Raw genomic sequence first — 25,718 nt, 5'->3', positions numbered from 1 at the left:
TAATGCCAAAGTAAAGGCTTTTAGATCACAATTTAGGGGAGTCAGGAATACGGAATACTTCTTATATCGCTTGATTAAATTATATTCTTAAAATGGTAAAAACCCAGATTTCGGACTTGATCCAAAAAAAGCACGCTGAAAGCACGCTGAAAATTAAAAAAGGCAGCTACATTTTCATGTAACTGCCTGATTATCAAGCTCCCCCTCTTGGGCTCGAACCAAGGACCCTCTGATTAACAGTCAGATGCTCTAACCAACTGAGCTAAGGAGGAGTGTATTTTTATCGCCTAAGCGGGTGCAAATATAAATGTTTTTTCAAATACGCCAAACAAATAATGGCTGATTTGCACCTAAATTTCAAAAATATTTAATTCCCCTACATAAACTTCTTGATGATATTCCAGATATCATTGCCGAATACCACTGCCATGAGCCCCATAAGTATAACGAAACCAATTATTTGACCCGTTTCCAAGACTTTTTCGCTTGGCTTTCTTCCTGAAATTATTTCGTATAACAAAAACATTACATGCCCCCCGTCCAATGCCGGAATAGGCAGAATATTTAAAAATGCCAACCAAACCGAGAACATGGCCATAAAATTCCAAAAGAAGGTCCAATTCCAAGTTTCCGGCATCAATTCCACAATTCCTATTGGCCCTTTCACCTGTTTGTAAGCACCCGTCTTGGTGTTGAAGATTACCTTAAACTGCCTTATTTGATCCGTCAATACCTGAATGGTACGTTTATAACCTGCCGGGATAGCTTCCAGGAAACTATAATTATCGGTAACCCTAAGATCGGTAATATCCAACTCTATCCCTATTTTGGCCTCTTCGGGAACCGTCAAGCCCAAATGTTTCGTAGTCCCGTTCCTCAAAACGCTAATGTCCAATTCTTGATTGGCAGAGCTCTGAATTTTTGTTACCAATTCATCCCAAAACTCTGTAGACTCCCCATTTACCCCTATAATTGCATCTCCTGGCAACAAGCCCGCTTTTTCGGCTACAGAATTGGGAACCACTTTAGCGATAATCGCTTTTTTTCTGTAATCCAAGAAGTTCTTTCCCTGGGTTGCAAAAACGGTCTCCTTTCCTTCATCCGACAATGGTACGGTAATTTCCCGACCGTCCCTTTTAACCGTTACCTCATCCCCAAGTATGATATCTAAAACTGTCTCTTTGAATTTTCTGGTCTTCTTATCATCCACCATCAAAATTTGATCCCCGGTCTTCAACCCCAACTGTTCCCCTATGGAGTCTACCAGAATACCATATTTTAAATTATCGGACGGAATATAGGTATCACCATTACTTGCCAACATTGTAGTATAGATCACCCAAGCCAACAAAAAGTTTACAATAACCCCACCTGTCATAATAATTAAACGTTGCCATGCCGGCTTGGAGCGGAATTCCCAAGGCTGCGGCTCCTGCTTCATTTGCTCGGTGTCCATGCTCTCATCTATCATCCCCGCTATCTTTACATAGCCTCCTAAGGGCAACCAGCCAATTCCGTATTCCGTATCCCCTATTTTCTTCTTGAAAAGAGAAAACTTCACATCAAAAAATAAATAGAACTTTTCTACCTTGGTCTTAAAATATTTTGCCGGAAGAAAATGGCCCAATTCATGAAGAATTACCAAAATGGATATGATGAGTACAAACTGTACAATCTGTATTGTTATCGTCATTAAGTATTTTTTTAAACTTTAAAAACGCACAAAAGTACATTATTACATGGTCTTAAAAAAAAATCTATTCCCCCTAAGGGCCTTTTTAAGAAACATTTAGTAGGGATCACCGTTTAGTTACTTGAAATATATAGGTTTCTAACCTACCTTTGTCAAAAAAAAATGCGTTCGTTTTTTGCCAAATTTAAATTCTTCGGCATAGTGCTTCTGATAATATCGGGAGTAATCATTTCCCTCTTTTATAATGCCCTGCAACCTAAAAAAATACTGCCGGTATATCAACCTGCCATGGTTAATTTCGAATTGGTGGACAGCACCCTGCAACACGTTAAAAAATACCACACCATTGCCGATTTCGCCTTGACCAATCAAAATGGGAAAATGGTGACCCAAAAGGACTACCACAACAAAATTTATATAGCCGATTTTTTCTTTACCACCTGCCCCACTATTTGTCCCATTATGACAAAAAATATGGCCGGCCTTCAAGATAAAATTATGAACGACAAGGATGTTCTCCTGCTTTCCCATTCGGTGACGCCGGACATTGACTCCGTTCCCCAACTAAAAAAGTACGCCTTGGAAAAAGGGGTTATGGATAACAAATGGAATTTGGTCACCGGAGACAAGCAACAGATCTATGAACTTGCCCGAAAATCCTACATGGCCGTTAAGACCGATGGCGATGGAGGTCCATACGATATGATACACACAGAGAATTTTGTCCTAGTAGATAAGGAACGTAGGATAAGGGGATTCTATGACGGTACCAGTTCGGAAGACATGGAAAAATTACTAACCGATCTGGAAATATTGAAATCGAGCTACAAAGAATGACAATGTTCCCTAAGGCAATACAGTTAATTATAATGTAGTAATGATATGTGGCTTTTCCTATTCCAAAACCTTAATTCCCGGCTTTGTTTCTTTGAAAATAATAGCTTCTACCCTTCATTCCGAAGCAACCGGACTTTTAAGCATCAACTTTTTATTATTTTACCTCCTTACTTCATCTTTTTCTTTTATTTTTGTGCTTAATTAAAATCAATCTAAATAAAAATTGACTACAACCGTAGCACATTTAAGGAGAGGGCAAAAGGGAATCATCAAGGAATTTGCCGATGGAATACTCCCTATTAAACTGTTGGAATTGGGTTGCCTCCCCGGCAACGAAATAGAATTGGTACAGGTGGCCCCTCTTAAAGACCCGATTTATATTAACGTTAACGGTACACATATCGCTATCAGACGTTCCATGGCTGCCTTAATAGAGTTAGAAATTATTGAAGATTCTCCACTATGAGCAAACAGATCAAGGTTGCGCTTATAGGCAATCCCAATACTGGTAAAACCTCGGTTTTTAACCAGCTTACCGGATTAAAACAAAAAGTTGGTAACTACCCGGGCATAACCGTAGAGAAAAAGGAAGGGGTCTGTAAACTTCCGCGTGGTGTAAAGGCCCATATATTGGATTTACCAGGGACCTACAGCCTTAATACCACCTCCCTGGATGAAAGTGTGGTGGTAGAACTTTTGCTCAACAAAAATGACAAGGATTTTCCGGACGTTGCCGTAGTCATCAGCGACGTGGAAAACCTAAAAAGAAACCTGCTTCTTTTTACACAAATCAAGGATCTTAAAATTCCTGTTATCCTGGTCATCAATATGGCCGACCGTATGTCCAGAACGGGTATTTCCCTGGATATAGAATTACTGGAAGAAAAGCTTGATACCAAAATTGCATTGGTAAGTACTAGAAAAGGAACGGGTATTGACCGAATTAAGGAACTGATCGCCGACTATAAAAACCTATCCATAACCCCCAATGTGGATACAACGGTAATTGCACCCGAGTATTTCGAAAAATTGAAATCAACCTTTCCAAAAGAAGATCTTTATAAACTATGGCTGGTAATTACACAGGATGTTAATTTTATGCCCATTGAAAAGAATCCAATTACCATTGCCGCCTCTTTTGCCACCAAATCCAAATCCGAGTTAAAAAGACTTCAACAGAAGGAAACCATTCTTAGGTATCAATTTATAAATGGCATCCTAAAGCAAGCCTATATGGTAGACATAAATGCCGCCAAAGGTCTCAGGGCCACCTTGGACAAGATTTTGACCCATAAAATATTCGGATATCTTATCTTTTTCGTTATCCTATTGACAATATTTCAAGCCATTTATGACTGGAGCAGCTACCCAATGGATTTTATTGATGAATCCTTTGCTTCTGCCAGTGAATGGGTAAAGGACTCATTGCCTCCTGGCGTATTTACCGATTTGATAGCGGAAGGAATTCTCGCCGGAATAGGAGGGATCGTTATTTTTATTCCCCAGATCGCCTTTTTGTTCTTTTTTATTGCCCTCTTGGAGGAATCTGGCTATATGAGCCGGGTTGTATTTTTAATGGACAAATTGATGCGCCCGTTTGGTTTAAGCGGCAAGAGCGTTGTCCCCTTAATATCGGGAACGGCCTGTGCAATTCCTGCTATTATGGCTACTAGGACCATTGAGAACTGGAAGGAGCGACTTATTACCATTTTGGTAACCCCCTTTACCACCTGCTCGGCCCGGTTACCGGTATATTTGATCATTATTGCCCTGGTTATACCCGAAGGAAGGTTTTTGGGACTAAGCTATCAGGCATTGACCTTAATGCTCCTATACCTTATAGGATTTGGAGCAGCTATATTTTCTGCGATGATCTTGAACAAGATCATGAAGATCAAGAGCAAGACCTTTTTTGTCATGGAAATGCCCAATTACAAGCTCCCACTCGTCAAGAACGTTATTTATACCGTTTGGGAAAAAACCAAAAGCTTTGTATTGGGAGCCGGTAAAATTATTTTGGCCATCTCCATCATATTGTGGTTTTTGGGGTCCAATGGGTTTTCGGATAATTTTGCCAATGCCGAAGAAATTGTAAGGGAGCAAATTGAAAAACAAGGGTTTTCGGATTTCAACAACACCAATATTGAAAGTACCTTGGCTTCCTATAAATTGGCCTTACAGGATAGCATTGGAAAAAATGTCTATGCTATGGATCAGGCAGCATTACAAGATTCTATAAGATTAAAGGAAATCACCTTACAGGAAAAGGCCACCAATCAGGAAATTGCCAGTTATAAACTGGAAAACTCCTATATGGGCTATATGGGCAAGGCTATAGAACCTGTGGTGCGCCCATTGGGTTACGATTGGAAAATTGGTATTGCGGTCCTTACTTCCTTTGCGGCAAGGGAAGTCTTTGTTGGCACCTTGGCTACCATCTATAGTGTGGGCAGTGATGAGGAGGATACCATTAAAAATAGAATGGCGGCCGAAATAGATCCAAGAACAAAAAGGCCCCTATTTAATTTGGCCTCTGGCATTTCCCTCTTACTTTTCTATGCCTTCGCCATGCAGTGCATGAGTACGTTGGCCATAGTAAAAAGGGAGACAAACACCTGGAAATGGCCAGCTGCACAACTGGTATTTATGAGTCTTTTTGCGTATATTGTAGCTTTGATAGCCTACCAACTTTTAAAGTAATCAGGATATTAAAAAAAGAAAAAATATAACGGACCATGGTTCCAATAGGTAAATAATTACTTTTATCTGTTCCAGGTTCAAAACGAGTAACAACAATGAGTATTCTTCAACACATACTGGTCTATATCACAGTAGCCTTGGCATTCGGGTATCTCGTAAAGAAATTCCTGTTGCCAAAATCTTTGTTTGCAGGAAAAAAACGCAGTTCCAAAACCTGTGGTGATGGGGATTGTGGTTGCCATTAATCTTGTAATACTGCCTATCCAATATAGTAAACACCCATTGCGATTGGCAGAGAAACTGTAAAATTGTGTCTTAAATTATTCACAAGTCCATTGCATTCAGAAATCCAATTCCTTAATTTGGTGTTCATTAGATGACTTGTATGCGCAATTTTAAGACCTTATTCCCTTTTGTTTTGGCAGCCTTCGGATTCAACTGCATTCAGGCCCAAGTTGTTACCTCCGTTGTAAAAGACTCCGCTACCCAACAACCTATTCCATACGCTACAATTTTACTGGCCAATAAAAAAGGGGTAATTACCAATGAGGAAGGACGTTTTAGTTTACTATTGGACCCAAACACCAAGGAAACCGACTCCCTTTTTATTTCGTGCATGGGTTATGAAAGTTTGGGCAAGCCTTTGAACGAATTTAAGGAAAGCGTTATTTTTCTAAGTGCAAAACCCATCGCACTAAATCCTGTAATAGTCAGCAACAAACAATATACTGCGGAAGAACTCATTGAACAGGTAAAAATCAATATCGACAGAAATTACAGTACCAATCTCACCAAAAAACGAGTGTTTTTCAGGGATTCCTACCATCAAAACCTCACCAAATCCAATTACACCTTTAAAGAATCCACCATAGATGCCCTCAACGAGAGATTCTTGGACAGTGTACTAAATTCCATCCCAAGGAAATCCAGTCGTTACACTGAGATTCTGGGCGACTTTTATGGGAATTATGAAAAGGACAATCAAAAGCTTACACTGATTAAAGCTTCGGAACTTTATGATAAGCAAAGTGAATTGGACCTCACATCGTTGGAAGAAAAGTTCAATGACATCCTAAAGAAAAACATAAAGCCCGATTCCTATTTCAAAATTAAATCGGGCTTATTTGGCACCAAAGTGGACGCGGACGAATTTATGACCTTCAAAACCGATTCTACCGATGCCGAGGCCCTGAAAAAGGAACTGGCAGAAAAGAAAAAAAAGGAGGAAGACCGCAAGAAGAATTTTGCTTCCTTTAAAAAGGGAAGTTTGGGGAAAATTATGGAAAAACAATTCTTTCTAAAGGATTCCGACCTCAACTTCATCAACAAAGACAATCGCTACCATTTTAAAATGATAGATTTTACCTATTGGGGAGATGATGCTGTGTATATTTTGGATTTTGAGCCAAAAAGGGGTGCGGACTACAAGGGGAGGCTATATATCAATGCCGATGATTTTGCCATTATCCGCTTGGATTACAACAACGTTAAATCTTTAAGAACCTTCAAGCTTTTAGGGATTTCCTTGGACCAATATTTGGACAGGGGCAAAATGATCTTCTCGAAAAATGAAGATGGTTTTTATCATTTACGATATTTGGAAGAAGAAATGGGGGCTAAAGTTGGTATAAAAAGACCTTTAAAGATTATTGAACTCAACAAACGAGTAAAAGGAAGGAACAAACAAAATGAGCTTTACATAAAATTGGATATGGCAAGCAGTGGCATCAATAAGCACGAACTGATCCTTTTCGACACCCAAGAAATAACCTCACAGGAATTCAATGCAATTAAGGAGGACAACAGCGTACTACCCACGTACATGCCCAACTACGATCCAGAATTTTGGAAGGGATATAACATATTGGAGCCCAACCAGGCCATTAAGGATTTTACGGCCCAAGTAGAGGTTGATTAGATGCTACACTAAATTCTGAACAAAGGAATAGAGCATCAATGTCCATCCTATTACCAATAACAATCCACCCAACGGGGTTATTGGCCCCAGAAATTTTAGCTTTTTTCCTTTGGCAGCACTAATGGAAAGTCCATAAATACTAAAGGAAAAAAGAAATACCCCCATAATAAGGCAATAAACCATATAACGTTCCAAGGTAGTTTCAAGATTAAAATTAAATCCTATTACCAGCAATAAAATGGCATGGTACATTTGATACTTCACCCCTGTTTCAAAGCTTTTTAACTGTTGTTCGTTCATGGTCTTTTTTAAGGCATGTGCCCCAAAGGCACCAAAAACTACCGCTAAAAGACCGTATAGGGAGCCCATTACATGTACTAAAAGAACCATAGAGCTATTTTTTAGGGGGATTAATTTTGTTGGATAAAAACCGATACATTGCTTCGGTTTCCGTACTATCGGGCATGTTTAAAAATAGTTTCATGGAATCTTGATATACCAACCTTATTTTGGGCTGGGAAAGTCGGTCCACATAAACATACACCTTATTTTTACTTAGACTATCCTCTTTAAAAACACCTTTTTCCCTTTCCTTCACGGAAAATCCATTGATGCGTTCCATGGAAGGTATCTTTTCCACCATGGTAACACTATCCATTTCTACATATGGGATTTTAACGAAATAGATTCCGGATAATATTTCCAACTCCTCCTTTTCTGTCTTTATCCAATTTTTGTAATGTGCCGTAAATGCCAAGGCTACAACAATTATCGTAATTACGATTAGCAAGTTGAGCAACCAATGTTTTTTTTCAGTATTTCCCATAATTTAAATGAAGATAGAGATTACAACAATCAAACCAAAATATTTCAACTTAGGCCCACATCGAGCGTCATCATAATTATAAATCCCCCTATAAAACCCATGGTGGCTATATCCGTATACTTATCCTGTTGGGTTTCCGGGATTACCTCTTCCACCACAACAAATATCATAGCCCCTGCCGCAAAAGCTAGTGCATAGGGCAAAATAGGTTGAAAAGTAAGAACCGCCCAAGCTCCCAATACTGCAGCGATAGGCTCTACCAAAGCTGAAGCCTGACCGTACATAAAGCTCTTTCTTCTACTTAGGCCCTGCCGTCTTAACGGCATGGCAACAGCAAAACCTTCGGGGAAATTCTGAAGCCCAATTCCAAGTGCCAGGGCAACCGCCCCTCCAATGCTGGCCCCTTCAAAACCAGCGGCCACACCGCCAAACAATACCCCAACAGCAAGTCCTTCAGGTATATTGTGCAAGGTGATTGCCAAAGTTAATAAAGTGGTTCTATGCCAAGGGGTTTTAATCCCTTCCTTTTCATTTTCCTTAAAATTGATATGCAAATGCGGCAAAACCTTATCCAAGCCAAAAAGAAACAATGCCCCCATAAGAAATCCAACCGCTGCCGGAACAACTTTTACAAACCCTTCCCCAGGGCTCATTTCTATTCCCGGGGCCAAAAGACTCCAAAAACTGGCCGCTACCATAACACCCCCGGTAAAGCCCAACATACCATCCAACACTGCTCGGTTCATGGTCTTAAAGAAAAAGACCAGGGCAGCTCCCAAAGCCGTTAATCCCCACGTAAATAAAGTGGCATAAAAAGCAGCCAAAATGGGGTCAATAGCTTCAAAATAATCAATAACCTCCTTCATAATTATTCTCTTGCTTTAATATATAAATTGGAAGCAATGACATGTGAAATTTGCATTTTTCTACCATCAATTTCAATATTCAACGAACCGTCGAACTCTTCAATTTCAATTACCTTTATCCGGTTTCCCAAAGCTATGCCGTTTTTATCCAAAAATTTTAAAAAGGTAGCGGAGGAGTCCTTGACCCCAACACATACACCTCCCGTATTTACCGGAACTTCACTCAACAACTCCCTATCCCGTTCCTTAAATCCACCATTCTTATCAGGTATGGGATCTCCGTGTGGATCAAACTTGGGAAATGCCAAAAGTCTATCAAGACTATCAATTAGTTTGTCGCTCTTAATATGTTCCAATTGCTCCGCCACTTCGTGCACCTCATCCCAGGAAAAATCCAACTTCTCCACTAAAAATACCTCCCAAAGCCTATGCTTTCTAATAATATTCAACGCCGTTTTGTTACCCAAGTCGGTTAAGGAAACCCCCTGGTAACGCTTGTAGTTCACCAGATCCTTTTCGGACAGTCTCTTGATCATATCCGTAACCGAAGAAGGTTTGGTTTCCATTAGTTCGGCAATAGCATTGGTGGCTACTTCCTGGGTACCCTTTCTTCCCAAATGAAAAATAGTTTTTATATAGTTTTCTTCCGAACGTGTCATTAAATACTTCTTTATACAAAAATACATTTTTATTTATAAAAACAAATTTTTAGATTTGTCTAAAATTAATTTTATACCAATGAAAAACATATTGTTGTCCAGTCTTCTTTTACCTCTTTTAAACCTTTATTCACAAACCACAACCCTAGCAGGTAAGGTCATGTCCCAAGGAGAAGCTTTGCCCTGGGCCACTATACAACTTAAGGATACACAGATAGGCTCCACTACAAATGAAGCGGGACAGTACCTCCTTGAAGCGCCTTATGGAACCTATACCGTGGAATGCAAAAGCATAGGATACAAAGCCGTGCAAAAAATAATTACCCTTAACAACTCCCTTCCTTTGCAATTGAATTTTCAATTGGATGAAGATGTTATGGGCCTGGAACAAGTAGTGGTTACGGGTACCCGCACCGACAAAAGACGAACCGACTCCCCTGTAATCGTAAATTTGATCAACAGCAAAACCCTGGATAAAGTGGTGGCAAGTAACCTGTCCGAAGGCCTTAGATTTCAACCTGGCCTCCGCATTGAAACCGATTGCCAAACCTGCAATTATACCCAATTGCGTATAAACGGGCTCCAAGGAGGTTATTCCCAAATTCTTATCAACGGGAGGCCCATATTTAGTCCCCTTACCGGCTTATATGGCATGGAGCAGATTCCTGTCAATATGATAGAGCGGATCGAAATAGTCCGTGGTGGCGTCTCGGCCCTATATGGGTCAAGTGCTATTGGGGGAACCGTAAACGTGATGACCAAGATTCCAAGGCAAAACGATTATTCCCTCACCTATACCTATCAAAGTATGGGCAACAATAGTGACGACCACCTTCTTGTAGGAAATGCAACCGTAGTAAACACCAAAAGAAATGCCGGAGCCACTTTCTTCGTCAGTAAGCGGGACCGTGACACCTATGATGCCAATGGTGATAATTTTTCCGAGCTGCCGCAGCTAACAAACAACTCCTTTGGTGCCAATTTCTTTTACATTCCCCAAGAAAACCAAAAACTGGAAGCGAGTATAAGCAGTATCAATGAATATCGCTATGGAGGTGAAATGGTGGACAAACCCGCCCACTTGGCCCTGCAGTCGGAAGAAAGGACCCATAACGTACTCATGGGCAGTTTGGACTATCAAATTAATTTTAATGAAGAAAAGAGTGCTTTGATTCTTTACTATGGCGGTCAATATACAGATCGCGATCATTATACGGGCATAATCCCGGATGAAGAACCCCAATTGGGCCAGTTTTATGCGGACCCTCCCTATGGCATTTCCAATGTTAGCACACATCAGGGAGGGCTACAATACAATCATAGATTCAATACCTTTTTAGGAGGCAAGTCTGTATTCACCTTTGGCTCGGAGTATGTATATGACGAGGTTTTGGATGTAATTGAAGCCTACAATTACAAAATAGACCAGACCACAAGAAACCTCGGCGGTTTTATCCAAAATGATTGGGACATAACCAAAGATTTGAATTTTCTTTCCGGATTTAGAATAGACCATCACAACCTCGTGGACAGGGCCATTATAAGTCCTAGACTTGCTTTATTGTACAAATGGAAAAAAGGGACACAATTAAGACTGGGTTGGGGCACAGGTTTCAGGGCTCCGCAAGCGTTTGATACCGATTTGCATATCGCTTTTGCCGGAGGTGGTATTTCACGCATATCCCTATCGGATACATTAAAGGAAGAGCGCTCCAACAGTTTTACGGCATCAGTGAATTACGACAAGGCCAAGGAACATTTTATTGCAGGTTTCACCCTAGAGGGATTCTATACCCATTTAAATGATGCCTTTTATCTTTATCCATTGGGAGAAGACCAATTCGGTGAACGTTTCGAAAAAAGAAACGGTAGCGGTGCCACTGTAAAAGGGATAACCTTGGAGACAAGGGCGAATTATGATTATTTATTTCAAATCGATGCAGGTTTAACCCTTCAATCCAGCCTCTACGATAATGCCGTGGAAAATATTGAAGGTTTGGAGGGAAAAAGGGCGTTTTTGAGAACTCCAAACCACTATGGTTACGCCACCTTTACCTATACACCCACCAAAAAATGGAGCGCCAGTGCCAATATAGTACATACAGGCTCCATGGAATTGGTTCATTTTGGTGGGGAGGAAACCGGGCAGGCACTGGACGAATATAGCAAGTCCACCAACTTCACGGAACTAAGCCTAGGACTTGGCCACAACTTTGAATTTCCGAATATTGAAACGGGAATGGAGGTTTTCGGAGGGGTGAAAAATTTGACGAATGCCTACCAGAACGATTTCGACCTGGGCAAAAACAGGGATAGTAATTACGTCTATGGCCCAGGAGCACCCAGAACCGTTTTTGTTGGACTAAGGATCAAATCATTGTAAGAAGTATGAATAGAAGGCTTACTTTATGGATATTCTTGGGCCTAACCACTTTTGGCTCCTGCATTACTTATGCCCAAGCCCACACCGAGGTACAATGGATCAGCTTCGAGCAGTTGCACGATTCCCTTAAGGTGCATCCCAAAAAAGTATTTATCGATTTCTATGCGGCTTGGTGTTCCCCCTGCCTAAAAATGGACGAGGTAGCGTTCAAAGACCCCAAGGTAGTCCACAAACTCAACAAAGACTATTATGCCGTGAAAATGAATGTGGAAACAACCGACACCATAGTTTTTGGACAACAAAGCTTCACCAATAAAAAAAGCAATAAACGCAATCCAATGCACGAAATTCCCCTTCTGTTATCCAGCAGAAAAAATGCCCCCTTTACCTTGCCCGCAATAGTTTTAATGGATTCAACCTTTAAAGCCCAAGCGCGATATTTCCAATATTTGGACGCGGAACAATTGCTCTCAATACTTGAAAAAACACCATAATCAAAGGCACACTTTTACCATTCTAGTAAATGTATGTTCTATAAATAGAATTTGTACTTTTGGAAATATCCTGTATCAAAAAGAGACCATGTCCAAGGCCACATACGATTACATTATTATTGGTGCCGGTGCTTCCGGTCTGCTATTGGCCGACGCACTGGGGAAGGATAGTTTCTTTTCGGAAAAATCAATTCTTTTGTTGGACAAGGACTTGAACAAACCCAATGATCGCACCTGGTGTTTTTGGGAAAAGGGCAGGGGTGCATTTGATGCCATTCTACACAAAACCTGGGACCATATTTTTGTAGGGGATGATCATTATTCCAAACACACACCCATTGCCCCCTATGAATATAAGATGATTCGCGCAGAGGATTTTTACCATGCGTATCGGGACAAAATTAATCACCACGCCAACATCACTTTTTTAGAAGGGAACGTAAAAAATATTAAGGATATGGGCCATGAAGTTATCGTCTCCACTGATGCTGATACGTTTAAGGGCAAAAGAATATTTAATAGTATTTTTGATTATAAGCCACTGTTAAAACAAACCAGATACCCCGTTCTAAAGCAACATTTTATAGGCTGGTTTGTAAAAACCTCCAAGCCTACCTTTGATAGGAACCAGGCTACTTTTATGGATTTTTCCGTCCCGCAAAAAGGAAATACCCGTTTTATGTATGTACTGCCATTTTCCGAAATGCAAGCTTTGGTGGAATACACTTTGTTTTCCAAAGAGGTACTCCCTGATCACGAATATGACGAAGCTATAAAAACATATCTTAATGATGATCTAAATTGTAAGGAATACGAAATAATAGAAAAGGAAAAAGGAAGTATCCCCATGAGCTGCTATGATTTTAACCTTCACAATAGCACAAACATGTTACATATCGGGGTTGCAGGAGGATGGGCCAAGCCCAGTTCCGGCTATACATTTATGCGGACGGTTCATAAAACACAGGCCTTAATCCCCTTTTTAAAAAAGGACAAACCCCTAAATACCTTTTCAAAGAGGGACCGATTTTGGTTTTACGACCTCCTTTTATTGGATATTCTATACAAGGACAACCATAAGGGGCGGTTAATTTTTGGACAATTGTTTAAAAATCGGACCCCACAAAAAATCTTTGCCTTTTTAGATGAAAAATCTACAATTTGGCAAGACCTAAGCATTATTTTGGCCTGCCCCAAAAAAGAGTTTATCAAAGCCTTTGTGCGCAGGATATTTTTAATTTAACAAGCATTATTTTACAATACTGATATATACACGTATATTTTACAATTTATAAAATGATAACTCCTATGCGCACCATATTTTTCCTCAGAACTGCCTTAATTCTATCTTTTTTTGGCCTTTTTGCCATTTCCTGCAATAAAAAACCCCAACAACCACAAGAACCCTTATTGGTTATAAAGGAAGATACGGCAACGGCCCGAACCAGATTTAAGGAAATAAGGGAAAATGTACCGGCCCAAGTCGCGGATGGGTTAACCCTCTCTTTATGGGCTTCGGATTCACTGGCTCCGGATCCGGTGGCCATGTCGGTGGACGACTATGGAAACATTTACCTTACCAGGACCAATCGCCAAAAAAATTCAGAATTTGATATTAGGGGATTTAGACATTGGATGACACCCTCCATTGCCATGCAATCCGTGGAGGATAGAAAAAACTTCCTGCACCAAACCTTCGCCACCGAAAAAAGTGCTGAAAACGAGTGGCTAAAGGACCTGAACAAGGATAGTATCCATGATTGGCGAGACCTTACGGTACAAAAAGAGGAAATATGGAAGTTAGAAGATCAAAATGCTACTGGTTATGCTAATGTGGCGACTAGAATTCTGAACGATTTTCACGAAGAAAAATCGGACGTTGCCGGAGCTTTGTTGGTTAGAAAAAATGATATGTTCGTTGGTATTGCCCCGGATATGTGGAGAATTACCGATGAGGATGGAGATGGCGTAATGAACGATAAAACTTCCATTTCCCATGGATATGGGGTTCATATAGGTTTTGGTGGTCACGGAATGTCGGGAGCCATTGAAGGCCCTGACGGAAGAATTTATTGGGGTATTGGGGATATAGGTGCCAATATTACCACTGCTGATGGGATACATCACAAATACCCAAATCAGGGGGTTATTGTCCGATCCAATCCCGATGGCAGCGATTTTGAAGTTTTCGCGGCCGGTGTGCGTAACACCCACGAATTTGTATTTGACGAATACGGTAATATTATTACTGCGGACAATGACGGGGACCACCGCGGAGAAAGCGAACGCTTGGTATATATAGTGGAAGGATCGGATGCAGGTTGGCGCTCTAACTGGCAATATGGCAAATACACCGACCCCAAAAACAATGGGTACAATGTTTGGATGGATGAAAAACTATTCGTTCCACATTGGGAGGGTCAGGCCGCCTATATTATACCGCCCATTATGAACTTTCACAATGGGCCTACAGGAATGGCCTACAACCCGGGCACCGCCTTGGGCAAGGAATGGAAAAATAAATTCTTTCTGGTAGAGTTTGTTGGCAATCCCAGTAGATCACATATATGGAGTTTCGACCTTAAACCGAAAGGTGCCTCCTTTGAACTAAATAAGGAACAAGATATTTTAAGTGGAATCCTACCTACGGGAATTCGTTTCGCCCCCGATGGTGCTCTTTATATTGCAGATTGGATGAACGGTTGGGATACCAAAAATTATGGTCGTGTATGGAAATTAGATGTTGCTGAGCACAAAAACGACCTGAAAGCGGAACGTATGGAAACTGAGCGATTAATGACTTTGGACTATACAGATCAAAACATTGACAAATTGATCCAATTCCTTTCTTATCCCGATATGCGCATTCGCCAAAAAGCCCAGTTTGAACTGGCAGATAGGGATAACAAGGGCTACAAAGCCTTTGTAACTGCCATTGATCAAAAGGAAAACCAACTGGCCCGAATCCATGCAATTTGGGGCATAGGGCAGGTGGCACGAAAAAAAATGGAAAGGGCCCAACCCTTATTGAACCTTTTAAAGGATAATGACCCGGAAATTGTGGCACAGACCGCCAAAATTTTGGGTGATGTTAAATATAACAATGCGGGCAAGGAATTCATTTCCCTACTTAAACACGAAAATGCACGGGTACGATTTTTCGCCGCCCAAGCCCTGGGTAGGATTGCGGAAAAAAATGCAGTTGAGCCACTTTTGACCATGCTGGAAGCTAATAAGGACGAAGACCTCTATCTAAGACATGCCGGGGTACTGGCATTATCAAGAATAGGGGAAGTTGCACCAATTGTTGCCCTGGCCCATAGCAAAAACAGAAGTTTACGTATTGCCGCTGTATTGGTTTTAAGAAGATTACAGAATGAACAGGTGGCCTTATTTTTAAAGGACCAGGATGAGTATATTGTTACTGAGGCCGCTAGGGCAATAAATGATGATTGGTCCATTGAACCTGCCCTACCTGCCTTGGCCGCCTTGCTGAAAGAAGAAAGATTTACCTCAGAACCATTGTTGAGAAGAAGTATCAATGCCGCACTTAGGGTTGGAGGAGATAGGGAGCTGGACCTACTGATCAACTTTGCACGTAGAACAACTGTCTCCAGCACCTTAAGGGGTGAAGCATTGGCCGCCATAGGTTCTTGGGCCTCCCCTTCCGTTTTGGATAGGGTGGACGGACGATATAGGGGCGAAATTAATAGGGATGCCCTTGCCGTTAAACAGGGAATAGAAAAATATATCCCCGAATTTTTAAAGGATAAAAATCCTACTATTTTGGTGGCTGCGGCCAAGTCCATAAGTGCCCTCCAGATAGAAGGTTACAATTCCAAATTGGCAACTATCATGAAAAGTCATGCTTCCCCAGAGGTACGGTCTGCTATGTTAACCGCACTTGGCGCTTTAAATTACGCCAATATTGAAGAGGCCATGAGAATCGGGATGGCAGATAAAGATAGGGATGTGCGTACCGTAGCCGTAGGTTTGGTAACCCAAGTAGATATCCCCAAAGAAAAATTGCCCGCTATTGTAGAGCCCATATTTAAAAGTGGATCTATTAATGAACAACAAAAAATATTGAGTGTATTGGGAGAAATGCCGATTGAAAAAAGCAAGGACGTCCTAAGTTCCCTAATAAAACAGGGTAATAACAAAAAACTTTCCAATGGAGTTATCTTGGATTTAACAGAGGCTGTTGAGGCTACCCAATCCGAAGAGCTTATTGCTCAATTGGACATCTTAAAAGCCCATGGAGACGGTATGGAGGCTTATACCGAGACGCTTAATGGAGGAAATAGAAGGGCAGGTTTTCAGTATTTTAATACCAATTCGGCCGGACAGTGCGTTAGATGCCACGCCCTTGGTGGTGCCGGAGGAACTGTGGGTCCTGCTTTGGACAATATAGGTAATATTTTGAACAGGGAACAGCTACTTGAAGCCTTGATCAATCCAAGCGCACGTTTGTCCCCAGGGTATGGAATGGTTACCGTTACACTAAAGGACGGACAAACAGTTACGGGAATATTGGAAGAAGAAACCGAGGATGAGTTAATATTAAGGACTTCGGATGCGGAACCCATGGAAATTGCCTTGTCCAGGATAGACAAAAGACAAAATATGGCCTCGGGGATGCCACCCATGGGGAGCATTATGTCCAAAAGGGAAATTAGGGATGTAATAGAATTTTTGACCAATCTGAAAAAGGATTGACCAGACCCCAATAATATACTATACCATCTTAAACCTCACGATTCATTAAGGCAGTGCCAAACTGCCTTAATAGGTCCTTTTTCCCTGGTTCCAGTTTCAGCTTTTCCAAGGTTTTGAAGGCCCTATCGGTATAAATCTTTATTTCTTCAATAGTTCTAGATACTGCTCCTGTCTCTTCAAACAATTCCTTTACGGTGGATATTTTGTCGGTGGGGTCCATAGGTTTAATGGAAAACAGGTGTTCCAATTCCTGTGCCTGCTTCAAGGTTCCCATTTCCAAGGCTTTTAAATACAAATAAGTCTTTTTATTCTCAATTATATCGCCCCCAATCTGCTTTCCAAAGCTCTCTGGATCCCCAAAAGCATCCAAAAAATCGTCCTGCAATTGAAAAGCAATACCTAGATTCTTTCCAAAGTCATATATTAAATCTTGCAAATCGTCTGGTCTCCCTGCAATTATGGCTCCCATTTTCATGGCCGCTGCCACCAATACTGCAGTTTTATTTTGGATCATGATCAGGTATTCCGGAATTGTAACATCTTCCCTGCTCTCAAAATCCACGTCATATTGCTGACCTTCACACACTTCCAAGGCGGTCTTACCGAACAATTTCATTAATTTTTTATAGGTGGCATCAGGATAACTTTCCAACAACTGATAGCTATATATCAACATGGCATCCCCGGAAAGGATCCCAGTATTCAAGTCCCACTTTTTATGCAGTGTTTGCTGCCCCCTTCTCAATGGCGCCCCATCCATAATATCATCATGAACCAAAGAGAAGTTGTGAAATACCTCTATGGCCAACGCAGCGTCCAGGGCCTTTATATAATCGCCCCCAAAAATATCAGTGGTCATTAATGTCAATACCGGCCTTAATCGCTTCCCGCCTAAATTTAAGATATAGGAAATCGGCTCATATAGATGTAGCGGTTCCTTAACTTTCACTTTTTTTTCCATATGGGCCAAAAACTCGGACCTATATTGTTCAATACTCTGCATAATGGCAATTTTATTCAAAAATACATTAAAAGGAATCACCTACCATAGGGAAACAATTACCGACGCAAAAAGAAAGTGAAAGTCCAAAATGTTAAGAAAACGTAAAACTTAGGAAACTTTTTTTGTTTTATAAGTTTCCAATACTATCTTTGCCTGCTCTATGAAAGAAAAAATTTTGGAAAAGGCAACGGATATGTTTTTGAATCTCGGATTCAAAAGCGTTACCATGGACGATCTGGCGAATGAAATGGGAATATCAAAAAAAACGATTTATACCCATTTCGAAAATAAAACAAAATTGGTGCAGGAATGCACTTTTAGTCTAATGGGCCAAATAAATTCAGGTGTAGAATTGATATGTGCCAATTTAAAGAATCCTATAGAGGAACTGTACGATATTAAAAAATTTGTCATTTCCCACTTAAAGGATGAAAAATCTTCCCCCCAATATCAATTGCAGAAATACTATCCTAAAATTTTTGCCAATCTTAGGAAAAAGCAATACGAGATTATGCAAGACTGCACCGTAAACAATATTAAAAGAGGATTGGAGCTAGGCATATACAGGGAGAATTTAAATGTAGAATTTGTATCGCGTATCTATATTTCGGGAGTGGCCAGTATTAAAGATGACCGCTTTTTTCCAGAGGGCAATTTCTCCGCAAAAGAGTTACAGGATTATTTTCTGGAATATCATTTGCGCGGAATTGTAACACCAAAGGGCAGAAAGATACTAAATGATATCATTGATTCTACACATGAATAAAAACAGATTAATGAACCACTCAAAAAACACTAACTATAACAATATGAAAAACAGTCTTTTAGCACTCTTTGTGCTATTTACAGCTACTTGTTCCTATGCACAGGAACAAACATATAGCTTCACCCTGGAAGAAGCTATCGACTTTGCCCTTGAAAATAATTACAGTGCCATTAATGCCGATCGGGATCTGTTGGATGCCAAAAAGCAAAAATGGGAAACCATTGCTACGGGGCTTCCGCAAATTAATGGAGCCATAAGCTATCAAAATCAACTAAAGCAACCTGTATCGTTATTGCCCGGTGAATTAGCGGGCCAAGCGCCTGGAACCTTTATTCCCATTGTTTTTGGACAGCCACAAACTGCCAGTGCCACTGCAACATTGAAACAACAGATATTTGACGGATCTTATCTTGTTGGAATTCAGGCGGCAAAAACCTTTATTGCCTATAGCGGCAACTACAAGGAAAAGACAGAATTGGAGGTACGCACCGCTGTTGTTGAAGCCTATGGCAATGTGCTATTATCGCAGGAAAGCGTTGCCATCTTGGAAAAAAACAAGGCAAACTTGGAAAAGAATCTCTTTGAGACCCAAAAACTCTTCGAAAATGGCCTCGGCGATGAAGAAAGCGTTGAGCAATTGCAAATTACCCTATCCTCTATTGACAATCAACTAAAGAACTCCTTGAGGCTCCAGACCATTACCTTACAGATGTTAAATTTAATTATGGGACTGGATATAGACGCCCCTACCAAATTAAATGAAACCCTATCCGATCTGGCCCAGGAACAAATCCGTTTAAATCTTTTGGAGGAAGATTTGGTAATTGACAACAATATCGACTTTAAAATAGTTACCAATCTTAACCAACAAAGGGAATTGGAGCTTAAACTTCAGAAAAGTTTGGCCTTACCCACCTTAAATGCTTTTGTGAATTATGGAAGTACTTCCTACAGTGACAAATTCAACTTTTTTAGTAATGATACGGATTGGTTCGATTCGTCCGTACTGGGATTGGATTTGCATATTCCCATCTTCAGTTCCTTAGGAAGAAGTGCAAAAACGGCCAGGGCAAAAATAGCTTTGGAAAAAGCAAGGACCCAATTGTCCGAGACCGAACAAAATATTCGGTTACAACACCAAACAGCCAAGAGCAACTATCTCTTTTCCATTGAGCAGTATAACACTGCCAGCGAAAATTTGGCCTTGGCAGAGCGTATTGAAAAGAAAAACGAAATAAAATATGCGGAAGGACTTGCCTCCAGCTTTGAGCTAAGACAGGCGCAAACGCAATTGTACTCTGCACAACAGGAATACTTGCAATCCATGGTAGAGGTCATCAACAAGAAAACGGCATTGGAAACGGTACTTAACAGTAAACTATAACATCAACCTAGAACAAACAACTATGAACAAAATATTTCAAATATTCGTATTGGGAACCCTATTGGTTTCTTGTGGAAACGACAATCAACAAACGGTCGACGATCTTATCTCAGCAGCTGACCTCAATGCTCTGAGAGCCAAAAAAAGCGAACTTTTCGAACAACAAAAAGCGCTGGAAAACGAAATGAAAAAACTGGATTCGGTAATAGGCTCCATGAGCGGAAATGAAAACCTTCCCCTGGTGACCACAGTTATAGCCAATCCCCAAAAATTTGACCACTACCTTGACCTACAAGGGGACGTAAAAACAAAACAGAATGTACTGATCTATCCAGAGATGCAAGGTGTATTGCAAAGGGTATATGTAAAGGAAGGGCAACAGGTTAACAAGGGTCAAATCTTGGCCACTATAGATGATGGCGGTATGGGCAGCCAGCTGGAGCAACTCAAAACCCAGGCCCAATTGGCAAAGACCACCTTTGAGCGCCAAAAAAGATTGTGGGAACAAAAAATAGGTTCCGAGATTCAGTATTTACAGGCCAAGACCAACTATGAGGCATCCGAAAATACGGTTAAGCAAATGGAGAGCCAATTAGGCAAGTCCACCATTAGGGCTCCTTTTTCCGGAATTATAGATGATGTAATAAAGGACCAGGGAACAGTGGTGGCCCCCGGTGCTGGATCAGAAATTTTCAGAATAGTGAACCTTTCCGATATGTATATAGTAGTGGAGGTACCGGAAACCTATCTTGGCAGTATACAAAATGGAAAGGAAGCCAAAGTTTATTTCCCAGTCCTAGGCGATAGTATTATGACCAATATTAGGCAAACAGGAAACTTTATAAATCCCGGCAATAGGTCTTTTACGGTTGAAATCCCTGTACCCAACAAGTCTGGGACCATTAAGCCCAATTTGAGCGCCAAGGTACAATTGAACGATTATACCAGCGAAAATGCCATTCTTATTCCACAAAGTATTGTTTCAGAAAATGCGGATGGAGAGCAGTATGCCTACGTAGCCGAAGACCTAAATGCGGAAAACGAGGCAGTAGTCAAAAAGATTATCATCACCACGGGCAAGACCCAAAATGGTTTTGTGGAGGTTCTCTCGGGAATCAGTACTGGAAATCATATCATTAAAGAAGGCGCCAGAAGCGTTAAAGATGGTCAAAAAGTAAAAGTTTTAAACTAACAAGTCCATGAGCAAACTACAAAAAAACGCAGACAAGGAATTTAGCTTATCGTCATGGGCTATAGATAACCCGTCGGTTATATATGTAATGATCGGTATCTTCTTATGGATCGGGTTTTCATCCTATTTGGCCATGCCCAGGGAGGACTTCCCCGAAATCATTGAAACCAAGATCTATATAAGCACCCCCTATCCTGGTAATACAGCGGAGGATATTGAGAGATTGATAACGGATCCCTTGGAGGATGAACTAAAGAATATTAGCAATGTGGTGGAAATCATTTCTACCTCGCAGGAGGATTATTCCATTATTACTGTTGAGTTCGACGAAGAGATTACCGTTGAAGCGGCAAAACAAAAGGTAAAGGATGAGGTTGATGGTGAAAAAGCAAGTGAAGACTGGCCTACCTTTAACGGGGCCAAAGTAGAACCCAATGTGTTCGACCTTAATTTTTCCGAAGAAGTTCCTATCATGAACATCAACTTTACCGGGGATTATCCTGTAGAGAAATTAAAGGAATATGCCGAATATCTGCAGGACGAAATTGAAAATCTCCCAGAAGTAAAAAAAGCCGATATTCGTGGAGCACAGGAAAAAGAAGTGGAAGTAGCGGTGGACGTGTATAGAATGATGGCGGCCAAGGTTAGTTTTGACGACGTTATGCAGGCCATAGGCAATGGCAATATGACCATGTCCGCTGGTAATTTAAAAGTTGGTGGACAAAGGCGTACCATACGCATATTGGGCGAAATTGAAGATCCTAGCCAGCTGAACGAATTTGTGGTAAAATCGGACAATGGAGCGGTATATTTAAAAGATATCGCGACCGTTCATTTTGACGAAAAGGACAAAACTACCTACGCTAGGGAATTTGGCGAAAGTGTGGTGATGCTCGATGTAAAAAAGAGAGCAGGCCGAAATGCCATATCGGCATCGGATCAAATCAAGGAAATAGTCAAGACCACAAAGGCCAACTATTTTCCTCCGGACCTTCATATTTCCATAGCCAACGATTCATCAACAAGAACGCTCAACCAGGTAGATGACTTGGTCAACAATATTATTTTCGGAATTATTTTGGTGGTTGGGGTCTTAATGTTCTTCTTAGGCTTTCGCAATGCCCTTTTCGTTGGCTTTGCCATACCCATGTCCATGTTTATGTCTTTTATGATCCTGTCCTGGTTGGGCTACACTCTTAATACCATGATTCTATTCGGAATGATCATGGGCTTGGGAATGTTGGTAGACAATGGTATAGTGGTGGTAGAAAACGTGTATCGCCTAATGGACGAGGGAATGCCCCGTATTGAAGCTGCGAAAAAGGGAATTGGTGAAATTGCCTTTCCCATTATAATTTCAACTGCCACCACTGTAGCGGCCTTTGTGCCGCTTGGATTATGGCCAGGGATATTCGGACAGTTTATGATCTATTTTCCAATTACCTTATCGGTAGTTTTGGGATCCTCCCTGTTTGTAGCCATTTTTATGAACTCCATGCTGGTTTCCAACTTCATGGACACGAAGGAAAAAGAACTTACCTTAAAACAGCTGGTACGTATTAGTATTGTTATGGGAGGTCTTGGCTTATTGATCCTATTGTTCGGTGGGGCTATGAGAGGATTGGGCTCGGTAATGATCTTAACTGCAGCCATGTTTTGGGTATACAAATACGTATTGAAAAAATGGGCAGTACGCTTTCAAAAGAATACGATGACCCGTTTTGAAAACTGGTATGAGAAAAGATTGGTACATGCCTTAAGGGGAAGAAATGTTTACTGGTATTTTGGAATAACAGCGATGCTTTTAGTGGTTGTGTTTATGCTTTTTGGCATGTCTGTGGGCAGTGGAAGAACCAAAATAGAATTCTTTCCGGACAATATTCCCAATGAAATATATGTCTATATAGAATACCCAGAGGGTACTGCCATAGAAAAAACCAATGAAATTACCCTTGATATTGAAAAAAGGGTCTATAGTATTGTCAATGACGAGGCTTATTTTCACAATGGGGAAAACTTCATTGTTACCACCGCCGTATCCCAGGTTGGTGAAGGTGCCGGTAACCCCTTGGCCGATGGAGGTTCTTCGGCAGAGATGCCCCATAAGGGCAAAATCACCGTCAACTTCAGTGAATTTAAATATAGACGAGGTGTAAATACGGAGGAAATCCGTGCCAAGGTTCAATCCGGACTAAGTGGTATTTATCCCGGTGTGGCCATTTCCGTGGAAAAAGAGGCCAATGGCCCGCCAGCAGGTTATCCCATTAACATTGAATTGGAAGGGAAAGATTACAACCAACTGATCAATACCGCAGAGGATATCAGAAACTTTATCAATACCAAAAACATCGCCGGTATAGAAGAAATAAAGATAGATGTAAACAAAAGTAAACCTTCCATGCAAGTTGCCGTAGACCGTAAGAAGGCAGGTGAACTAGGGGTTTCCGTAGGGCAGGTGGGGAACCAGTTGCGAAGGGCCCTTTTCGGCGAAAAGGCTGGGGTTTTTAAGGAAGATGGGGATGATTATGATATCAATGTCCGCTTTAGCGAAGATTTAAGATATAATAAAAGTGCCCTTTTTAACCAAAATATCATTTTTAGGGACCCGTCTACGGGCAAGATCAAGGAAATTCCTATTTCAGCCGTAGCCACCGAAAGAAATACCTCGGCCTTTAGTGCCATTAAACACAGGGACAATAAACGAGTGGTAACCGTCTATTCCGGACTTCAACCTGGATTTACGGATGCGGCGGCCATCGTAGCCGAGATTCAAAAGGAAATGGAAGAATTTAAAAACCTTCCTGCCGATATTAAAATAGACTATACCGGACAGATAGAAGAGCAAAACAAGCAGATGATGTTCTTGGTCGGGGCGTTTTTCACCGGTTTGGGACTTATTATGTTGATTTTGATATTTCAATTTGGCGGTATTTCCAAGCCATTGATCATTATGATTGCTATTTTCCTAAGTTTTATAGGGGTATTTGGAGGCCTGATGATTACCGGATGGTCTTTTGTAATCATGATGACGATGATGGGAATAATTTCCTTGGCAGGTATTGTGGTAAACAACGGGGTGGTTCTACTGGATTATACCCAGATACTCATAGACCGTAAGAAGGTAAAGCTTGGCATGGATGATAAGGCCCTTTTAACCAGGGAAGATGCAACAGAAGCTATTATTAAAGGAGGAAAGGCAAGGTTGAGACCCGTACTACTAACGGCAATAACCACCGTTTTAGGGTTGATTCCCCTGGCAATCGGTTTAAATATCGACTTCTTTGCCTTATTTTCAGAATTTAATCCGCACATCTACGTAGGTGGAGACAATGTGGTGTTCTGGGGTCCTTTGGCCTGGACAGTTATTTTTGGATTGATAGTGGCCACCTTCCTAACATTGATCATAGTACCTGTATTATTTAATATTACCTACAGGATAAAAATAGCCCTAAGGGGCAGTGGTGAGCCAAAAACTAAGGAAGTAGCAGCAGCTTAGGTTGTTGGCAACCCAATAGAAAAGAGCCTGTTTTGGTAAAACAGGCTCTTTTTTTGTTCTAGCCTCCTCCCTAATTCAGTCATTCCCCTCCCTTTGGCAGAGATACCCCATCACCCAAGTTATCTTAGGCTCCCAATCCAAGTCTGGTAAACCCGGCCAAATACCATGGATTTTGAAAGCCAGGTTATGGTCTAAAGCCACGCTCCCTTATTTGAACAATGAGCAGCATGACCAACTGCGGGATCAATCCTAAAAGTTGTGTGTGAATTACAAAAACATATAATTTACTATCTCAAGTTTGTGTCCTGTTCATTTTTTGCATCGCCCAAAAAACGAACCAAAAAACGCTAGGCTGATTTTAAATTTCTTTAAATCTACGCACTTTCCACGGCCCCGGCGTCCAGGCCGCTTTCACTTGGGTGAAATGCTCTATGGACGCCTTCCACCTTCCAATGTGAAAACCACTTGATTTAATACGAAATTGAAAATAGGCCGGTTCTTTATTATGTCTACTCTAACATAGTGTCGATAAATCATTACCCATTGAGGGCCCAGTTCAGAGGAGTCAAAAACACGGAATTCTTCCTAATTAGGCTACCAACAATATTATTATAAACACAACAATTGGTCAAGACCCCAACTGCGCCATGATCCAAAACAAAAGAGGTCGTCTAAAAACTAATTAGGCGACCTTTTATTTTTCGGTTTTTCTGATATTATTTTGAACTTGCTTTGTTGATCAGGTAATTTTAGAGGTTAGCTTAATGGGGCAAAGCGATTCC

The 25,718-nt window shown here is 41.0% G+C and carries 19 protein-coding genes and 1 tRNA gene; 13 read left to right on the top strand and 7 right to left on the bottom strand.

Going from position 1 to position 25,718, the window contains the following annotated elements; genetic code table 11:
• Positions 1-198: 198 nt before the first annotated feature.
• Together QSE00_RS23510 and rseP are read right to left on the bottom strand one after the other, a co-directional pair.
• Positions 199-272: transfer RNA gene (locus QSE00_RS23510), tRNA-Asn, on the bottom strand.
• A gap of 104 nt (positions 273-376) precedes the next feature.
• Positions 377-1,693 carry an RIP metalloprotease RseP gene (gene rseP / locus QSE00_RS23505; protein WP_286107754.1) on the bottom strand — a complete coding sequence of 439 codons (1,317 nt, stop codon included), beginning with the start codon at positions 1,691-1,693 and terminating at the stop codon, positions 377-379.
• A 162-nt stretch (positions 1,694-1,855) separates the two neighbouring features.
• Between rseP and QSE00_RS23500 the strand changes: the two genes are divergently transcribed.
• The 5 genes from QSE00_RS23500 to QSE00_RS23480 all read left to right on the top strand — a co-directional run bounded on the left by QSE00_RS23500 (position 1,856) and on the right by QSE00_RS23480 (position 7,148).
• On the top strand, positions 1,856-2,530 hold the full coding sequence (locus QSE00_RS23500) for an SCO family protein (protein ID WP_286107753.1): 675 nt from the start codon (positions 1,856-1,858) through the stop codon (positions 2,528-2,530).
• Positions 2,531-2,753: 223 nt separating this feature from the next.
• On the top strand, positions 2,754-2,996 hold the full coding sequence (locus QSE00_RS23495; protein ID WP_103438986.1) for a FeoA family protein: 243 nt from the start codon (positions 2,754-2,756) through the stop codon (positions 2,994-2,996).
• Positions 2,993-5,230: a ferrous iron transport protein B gene (gene feoB / locus QSE00_RS23490; protein ID WP_286107752.1), complete on the top strand. Its 2,238-nt coding sequence runs from the start codon at positions 2,993-2,995 to the stop codon at positions 5,228-5,230. The genes QSE00_RS23495 and feoB overlap by 4 nt, the downstream gene beginning before the upstream one ends.
• A 95-nt stretch (positions 5,231-5,325) precedes the next feature.
• Positions 5,326-5,475, top strand: coding sequence for a hypothetical protein (locus QSE00_RS23485; protein ID WP_181422988.1), 150 nt, complete (start codon positions 5,326-5,328; stop codon positions 5,473-5,475).
• A gap of 140 nt (positions 5,476-5,615) precedes the next feature.
• Positions 5,616-7,148, top strand: a complete 1,533-nt coding sequence (locus tag QSE00_RS23480; RefSeq protein WP_286107751.1) for a carboxypeptidase-like regulatory domain-containing protein — start codon at positions 5,616-5,618, stop codon at positions 7,146-7,148.
• 3 nt (positions 7,149-7,151) lie between these two features.
• Here the strand turns inward: QSE00_RS23480 and QSE00_RS23475 are convergent, their stop codons facing one another.
• From QSE00_RS23475 to QSE00_RS23460, 4 genes are read right to left on the bottom strand one after another with little or no spacing between them, the layout of a single operon-like run.
• A complete protein-coding gene (locus QSE00_RS23475; protein WP_286107750.1) occupies positions 7,152-7,538 on the bottom strand; it encodes a DUF423 domain-containing protein in 387 nt (128 codons plus the stop codon).
• Positions 7,539-7,542: 4 nt separating this feature from the next.
• The gene (locus QSE00_RS23470; RefSeq protein WP_110358567.1) at positions 7,543-7,974 is read right to left on the bottom strand and encodes a hypothetical protein; all 432 of its coding nucleotides are present in this window, start codon (positions 7,972-7,974) and stop codon (positions 7,543-7,545) included.
• A gap of 44 nt (positions 7,975-8,018) precedes the next feature.
• Positions 8,019-8,840, bottom strand: a complete 822-nt coding sequence (locus QSE00_RS23465; RefSeq protein ID WP_110358568.1) for a ZIP family metal transporter — start codon at positions 8,838-8,840, stop codon at positions 8,019-8,021.
• 2 nt (positions 8,841-8,842) lie between these two features.
• Complete coding sequence (locus QSE00_RS23460; protein WP_110358574.1) at positions 8,843-9,499, bottom strand: metal-dependent transcriptional regulator; 657 nt, start codon at positions 9,497-9,499, stop codon at positions 8,843-8,845.
• 79 nt (positions 9,500-9,578) lie between these two features.
• Between QSE00_RS23460 and QSE00_RS23455 the strand changes: the two genes are divergently transcribed.
• The 4 genes from QSE00_RS23455 (at position 9,579) to QSE00_RS23440 (ending at position 17,095) form a co-directional block, all read left to right on the top strand.
• On the top strand, positions 9,579-11,882 hold the full coding sequence (locus QSE00_RS23455) for a TonB-dependent receptor (RefSeq protein WP_286107749.1): 2,304 nt from the start codon (positions 9,579-9,581) through the stop codon (positions 11,880-11,882).
• Positions 11,883-11,887: 5 nt separating this feature from the next.
• Positions 11,888-12,376, top strand: coding sequence for a thioredoxin family protein (locus QSE00_RS23450; RefSeq protein ID WP_286107748.1), 489 nt, complete (start codon positions 11,888-11,890; stop codon positions 12,374-12,376).
• Positions 12,377-12,464: 88 nt separating this feature from the next.
• The gene (locus tag QSE00_RS23445; RefSeq protein WP_286107747.1) at positions 12,465-13,619 is read left to right on the top strand and encodes a lycopene cyclase family protein; all 1,155 of its coding nucleotides are present in this window, start codon (positions 12,465-12,467) and stop codon (positions 13,617-13,619) included.
• 65 nt (positions 13,620-13,684) lie between these two features.
• The gene (locus QSE00_RS23440; RefSeq protein WP_286107746.1) at positions 13,685-17,095 is read left to right on the top strand and encodes a HEAT repeat domain-containing protein; all 3,411 of its coding nucleotides are present in this window, start codon (positions 13,685-13,687) and stop codon (positions 17,093-17,095) included.
• A gap of 28 nt (positions 17,096-17,123) precedes the next feature.
• Here the strand turns inward: QSE00_RS23440 and QSE00_RS23435 are convergent, their stop codons facing one another.
• Positions 17,124-18,098 carry a polyprenyl synthetase family protein gene (locus QSE00_RS23435; RefSeq protein ID WP_286107745.1) on the bottom strand — a complete coding sequence of 325 codons (975 nt, stop codon included), beginning with the start codon at positions 18,096-18,098 and terminating at the stop codon, positions 17,124-17,126.
• 160 nt (positions 18,099-18,258) lie between these two features.
• On the opposite strand from QSE00_RS23435, the gene QSE00_RS23430 reads away from it, so the two are divergent.
• The 4 genes from QSE00_RS23430 to QSE00_RS23415 are packed head-to-tail and all read left to right on the top strand — an operon-like array spanning position 18,259 to position 24,936.
• A complete protein-coding gene (locus tag QSE00_RS23430; RefSeq protein WP_110358571.1) occupies positions 18,259-18,864 on the top strand; it encodes a TetR/AcrR family transcriptional regulator in 606 nt (201 codons plus the stop codon).
• A gap of 43 nt (positions 18,865-18,907) precedes the next feature.
• Positions 18,908-20,248, top strand: coding sequence for a TolC family protein (locus tag QSE00_RS23425; protein ID WP_286107755.1), 1,341 nt, complete (start codon positions 18,908-18,910; stop codon positions 20,246-20,248).
• Positions 20,249-20,270: 22 nt separating this feature from the next.
• Complete coding sequence (locus QSE00_RS23420) at positions 20,271-21,440, top strand: efflux RND transporter periplasmic adaptor subunit (protein WP_286107744.1); 1,170 nt, start codon at positions 20,271-20,273, stop codon at positions 21,438-21,440.
• Between the two features lie 7 nt (positions 21,441-21,447).
• Positions 21,448-24,936: an efflux RND transporter permease subunit gene (locus QSE00_RS23415; protein ID WP_110358573.1), complete on the top strand. Its 3,489-nt coding sequence runs from the start codon at positions 21,448-21,450 to the stop codon at positions 24,934-24,936.
• The last annotated feature ends 782 nt before the right edge of the window (positions 24,937-25,718 follow it).

The sequence above is a fragment of the Arenibacter flavimaris genome (assembly GCF_030291335.1).
Classification (GTDB): Bacteria; Bacteroidota; Bacteroidia; order Flavobacteriales; family Flavobacteriaceae; genus Arenibacter.
The sequence above is the reverse complement of the archived record's forward strand: the minus strand, read 5'-3'. Positions and strand labels throughout refer to the sequence as shown.

Excerpts from the sequence above, each read along its gene's own strand:
- QSE00_RS23415 (WP_110358573.1), top strand. The coding sequence starts at position 21,448 with ATGAGCAAACTACAAAAAAACGCAGACAAGGAATTTAGCTTATCGTCA.
- QSE00_RS23440 (WP_286107746.1), top strand. The coding sequence starts at position 13,685 with ATGCGCACCATATTTTTCCTCAGAACTGCCTTAATTCTATCTTTTTTT.
- QSE00_RS23425 (WP_286107755.1), top strand. The coding sequence starts at position 18,908 with ATGAAAAACAGTCTTTTAGCACTCTTTGTGCTATTTACAGCTACTTGT.
- QSE00_RS23455 (WP_286107749.1), top strand. The coding sequence starts at position 9,579 with ATGAAAAACATATTGTTGTCCAGTCTTCTTTTACCTCTTTTAAACCTT.
- QSE00_RS23450 (WP_286107748.1), top strand. The coding sequence starts at position 11,888 with ATGAATAGAAGGCTTACTTTATGGATATTCTTGGGCCTAACCACTTTT.
- QSE00_RS23485 (WP_181422988.1), top strand. The coding sequence starts at position 5,326 with ATGAGTATTCTTCAACACATACTGGTCTATATCACAGTAGCCTTGGCA.
- QSE00_RS23430 (WP_110358571.1), top strand. The coding sequence starts at position 18,259 with ATGAAAGAAAAAATTTTGGAAAAGGCAACGGATATGTTTTTGAATCTC.
- QSE00_RS23460 (WP_110358574.1), bottom strand. The coding sequence starts at position 9,499 with ATGACACGTTCGGAAGAAAACTATATAAAAACTATTTTTCATTTGGGA.
- QSE00_RS23435 (WP_286107745.1), bottom strand. The coding sequence starts at position 18,098 with ATGCAGAGTATTGAACAATATAGGTCCGAGTTTTTGGCCCATATGGAA.
- QSE00_RS23470 (WP_110358567.1), bottom strand. The coding sequence starts at position 7,974 with ATGGGAAATACTGAAAAAAAACATTGGTTGCTCAACTTGCTAATCGTA.
- feoB (WP_286107752.1), top strand. The coding sequence starts at position 2,993 with ATGAGCAAACAGATCAAGGTTGCGCTTATAGGCAATCCCAATACTGGT.
- QSE00_RS23475 (WP_286107750.1), bottom strand. The coding sequence starts at position 7,538 with ATGGTTCTTTTAGTACATGTAATGGGCTCCCTATACGGTCTTTTAGCG.
- QSE00_RS23420 (WP_286107744.1), top strand. The coding sequence starts at position 20,271 with ATGAACAAAATATTTCAAATATTCGTATTGGGAACCCTATTGGTTTCT.
- QSE00_RS23445 (WP_286107747.1), top strand. The coding sequence starts at position 12,465 with ATGTCCAAGGCCACATACGATTACATTATTATTGGTGCCGGTGCTTCC.
- rseP (WP_286107754.1), bottom strand. The coding sequence starts at position 1,693 with ATGACGATAACAATACAGATTGTACAGTTTGTACTCATCATATCCATT.
- QSE00_RS23500 (WP_286107753.1), top strand. The coding sequence starts at position 1,856 with ATGCGTTCGTTTTTTGCCAAATTTAAATTCTTCGGCATAGTGCTTCTG.
- QSE00_RS23465 (WP_110358568.1), bottom strand. The coding sequence starts at position 8,840 with ATGAAGGAGGTTATTGATTATTTTGAAGCTATTGACCCCATTTTGGCT.
- QSE00_RS23480 (WP_286107751.1), top strand. The coding sequence starts at position 5,616 with ATGCGCAATTTTAAGACCTTATTCCCTTTTGTTTTGGCAGCCTTCGGA.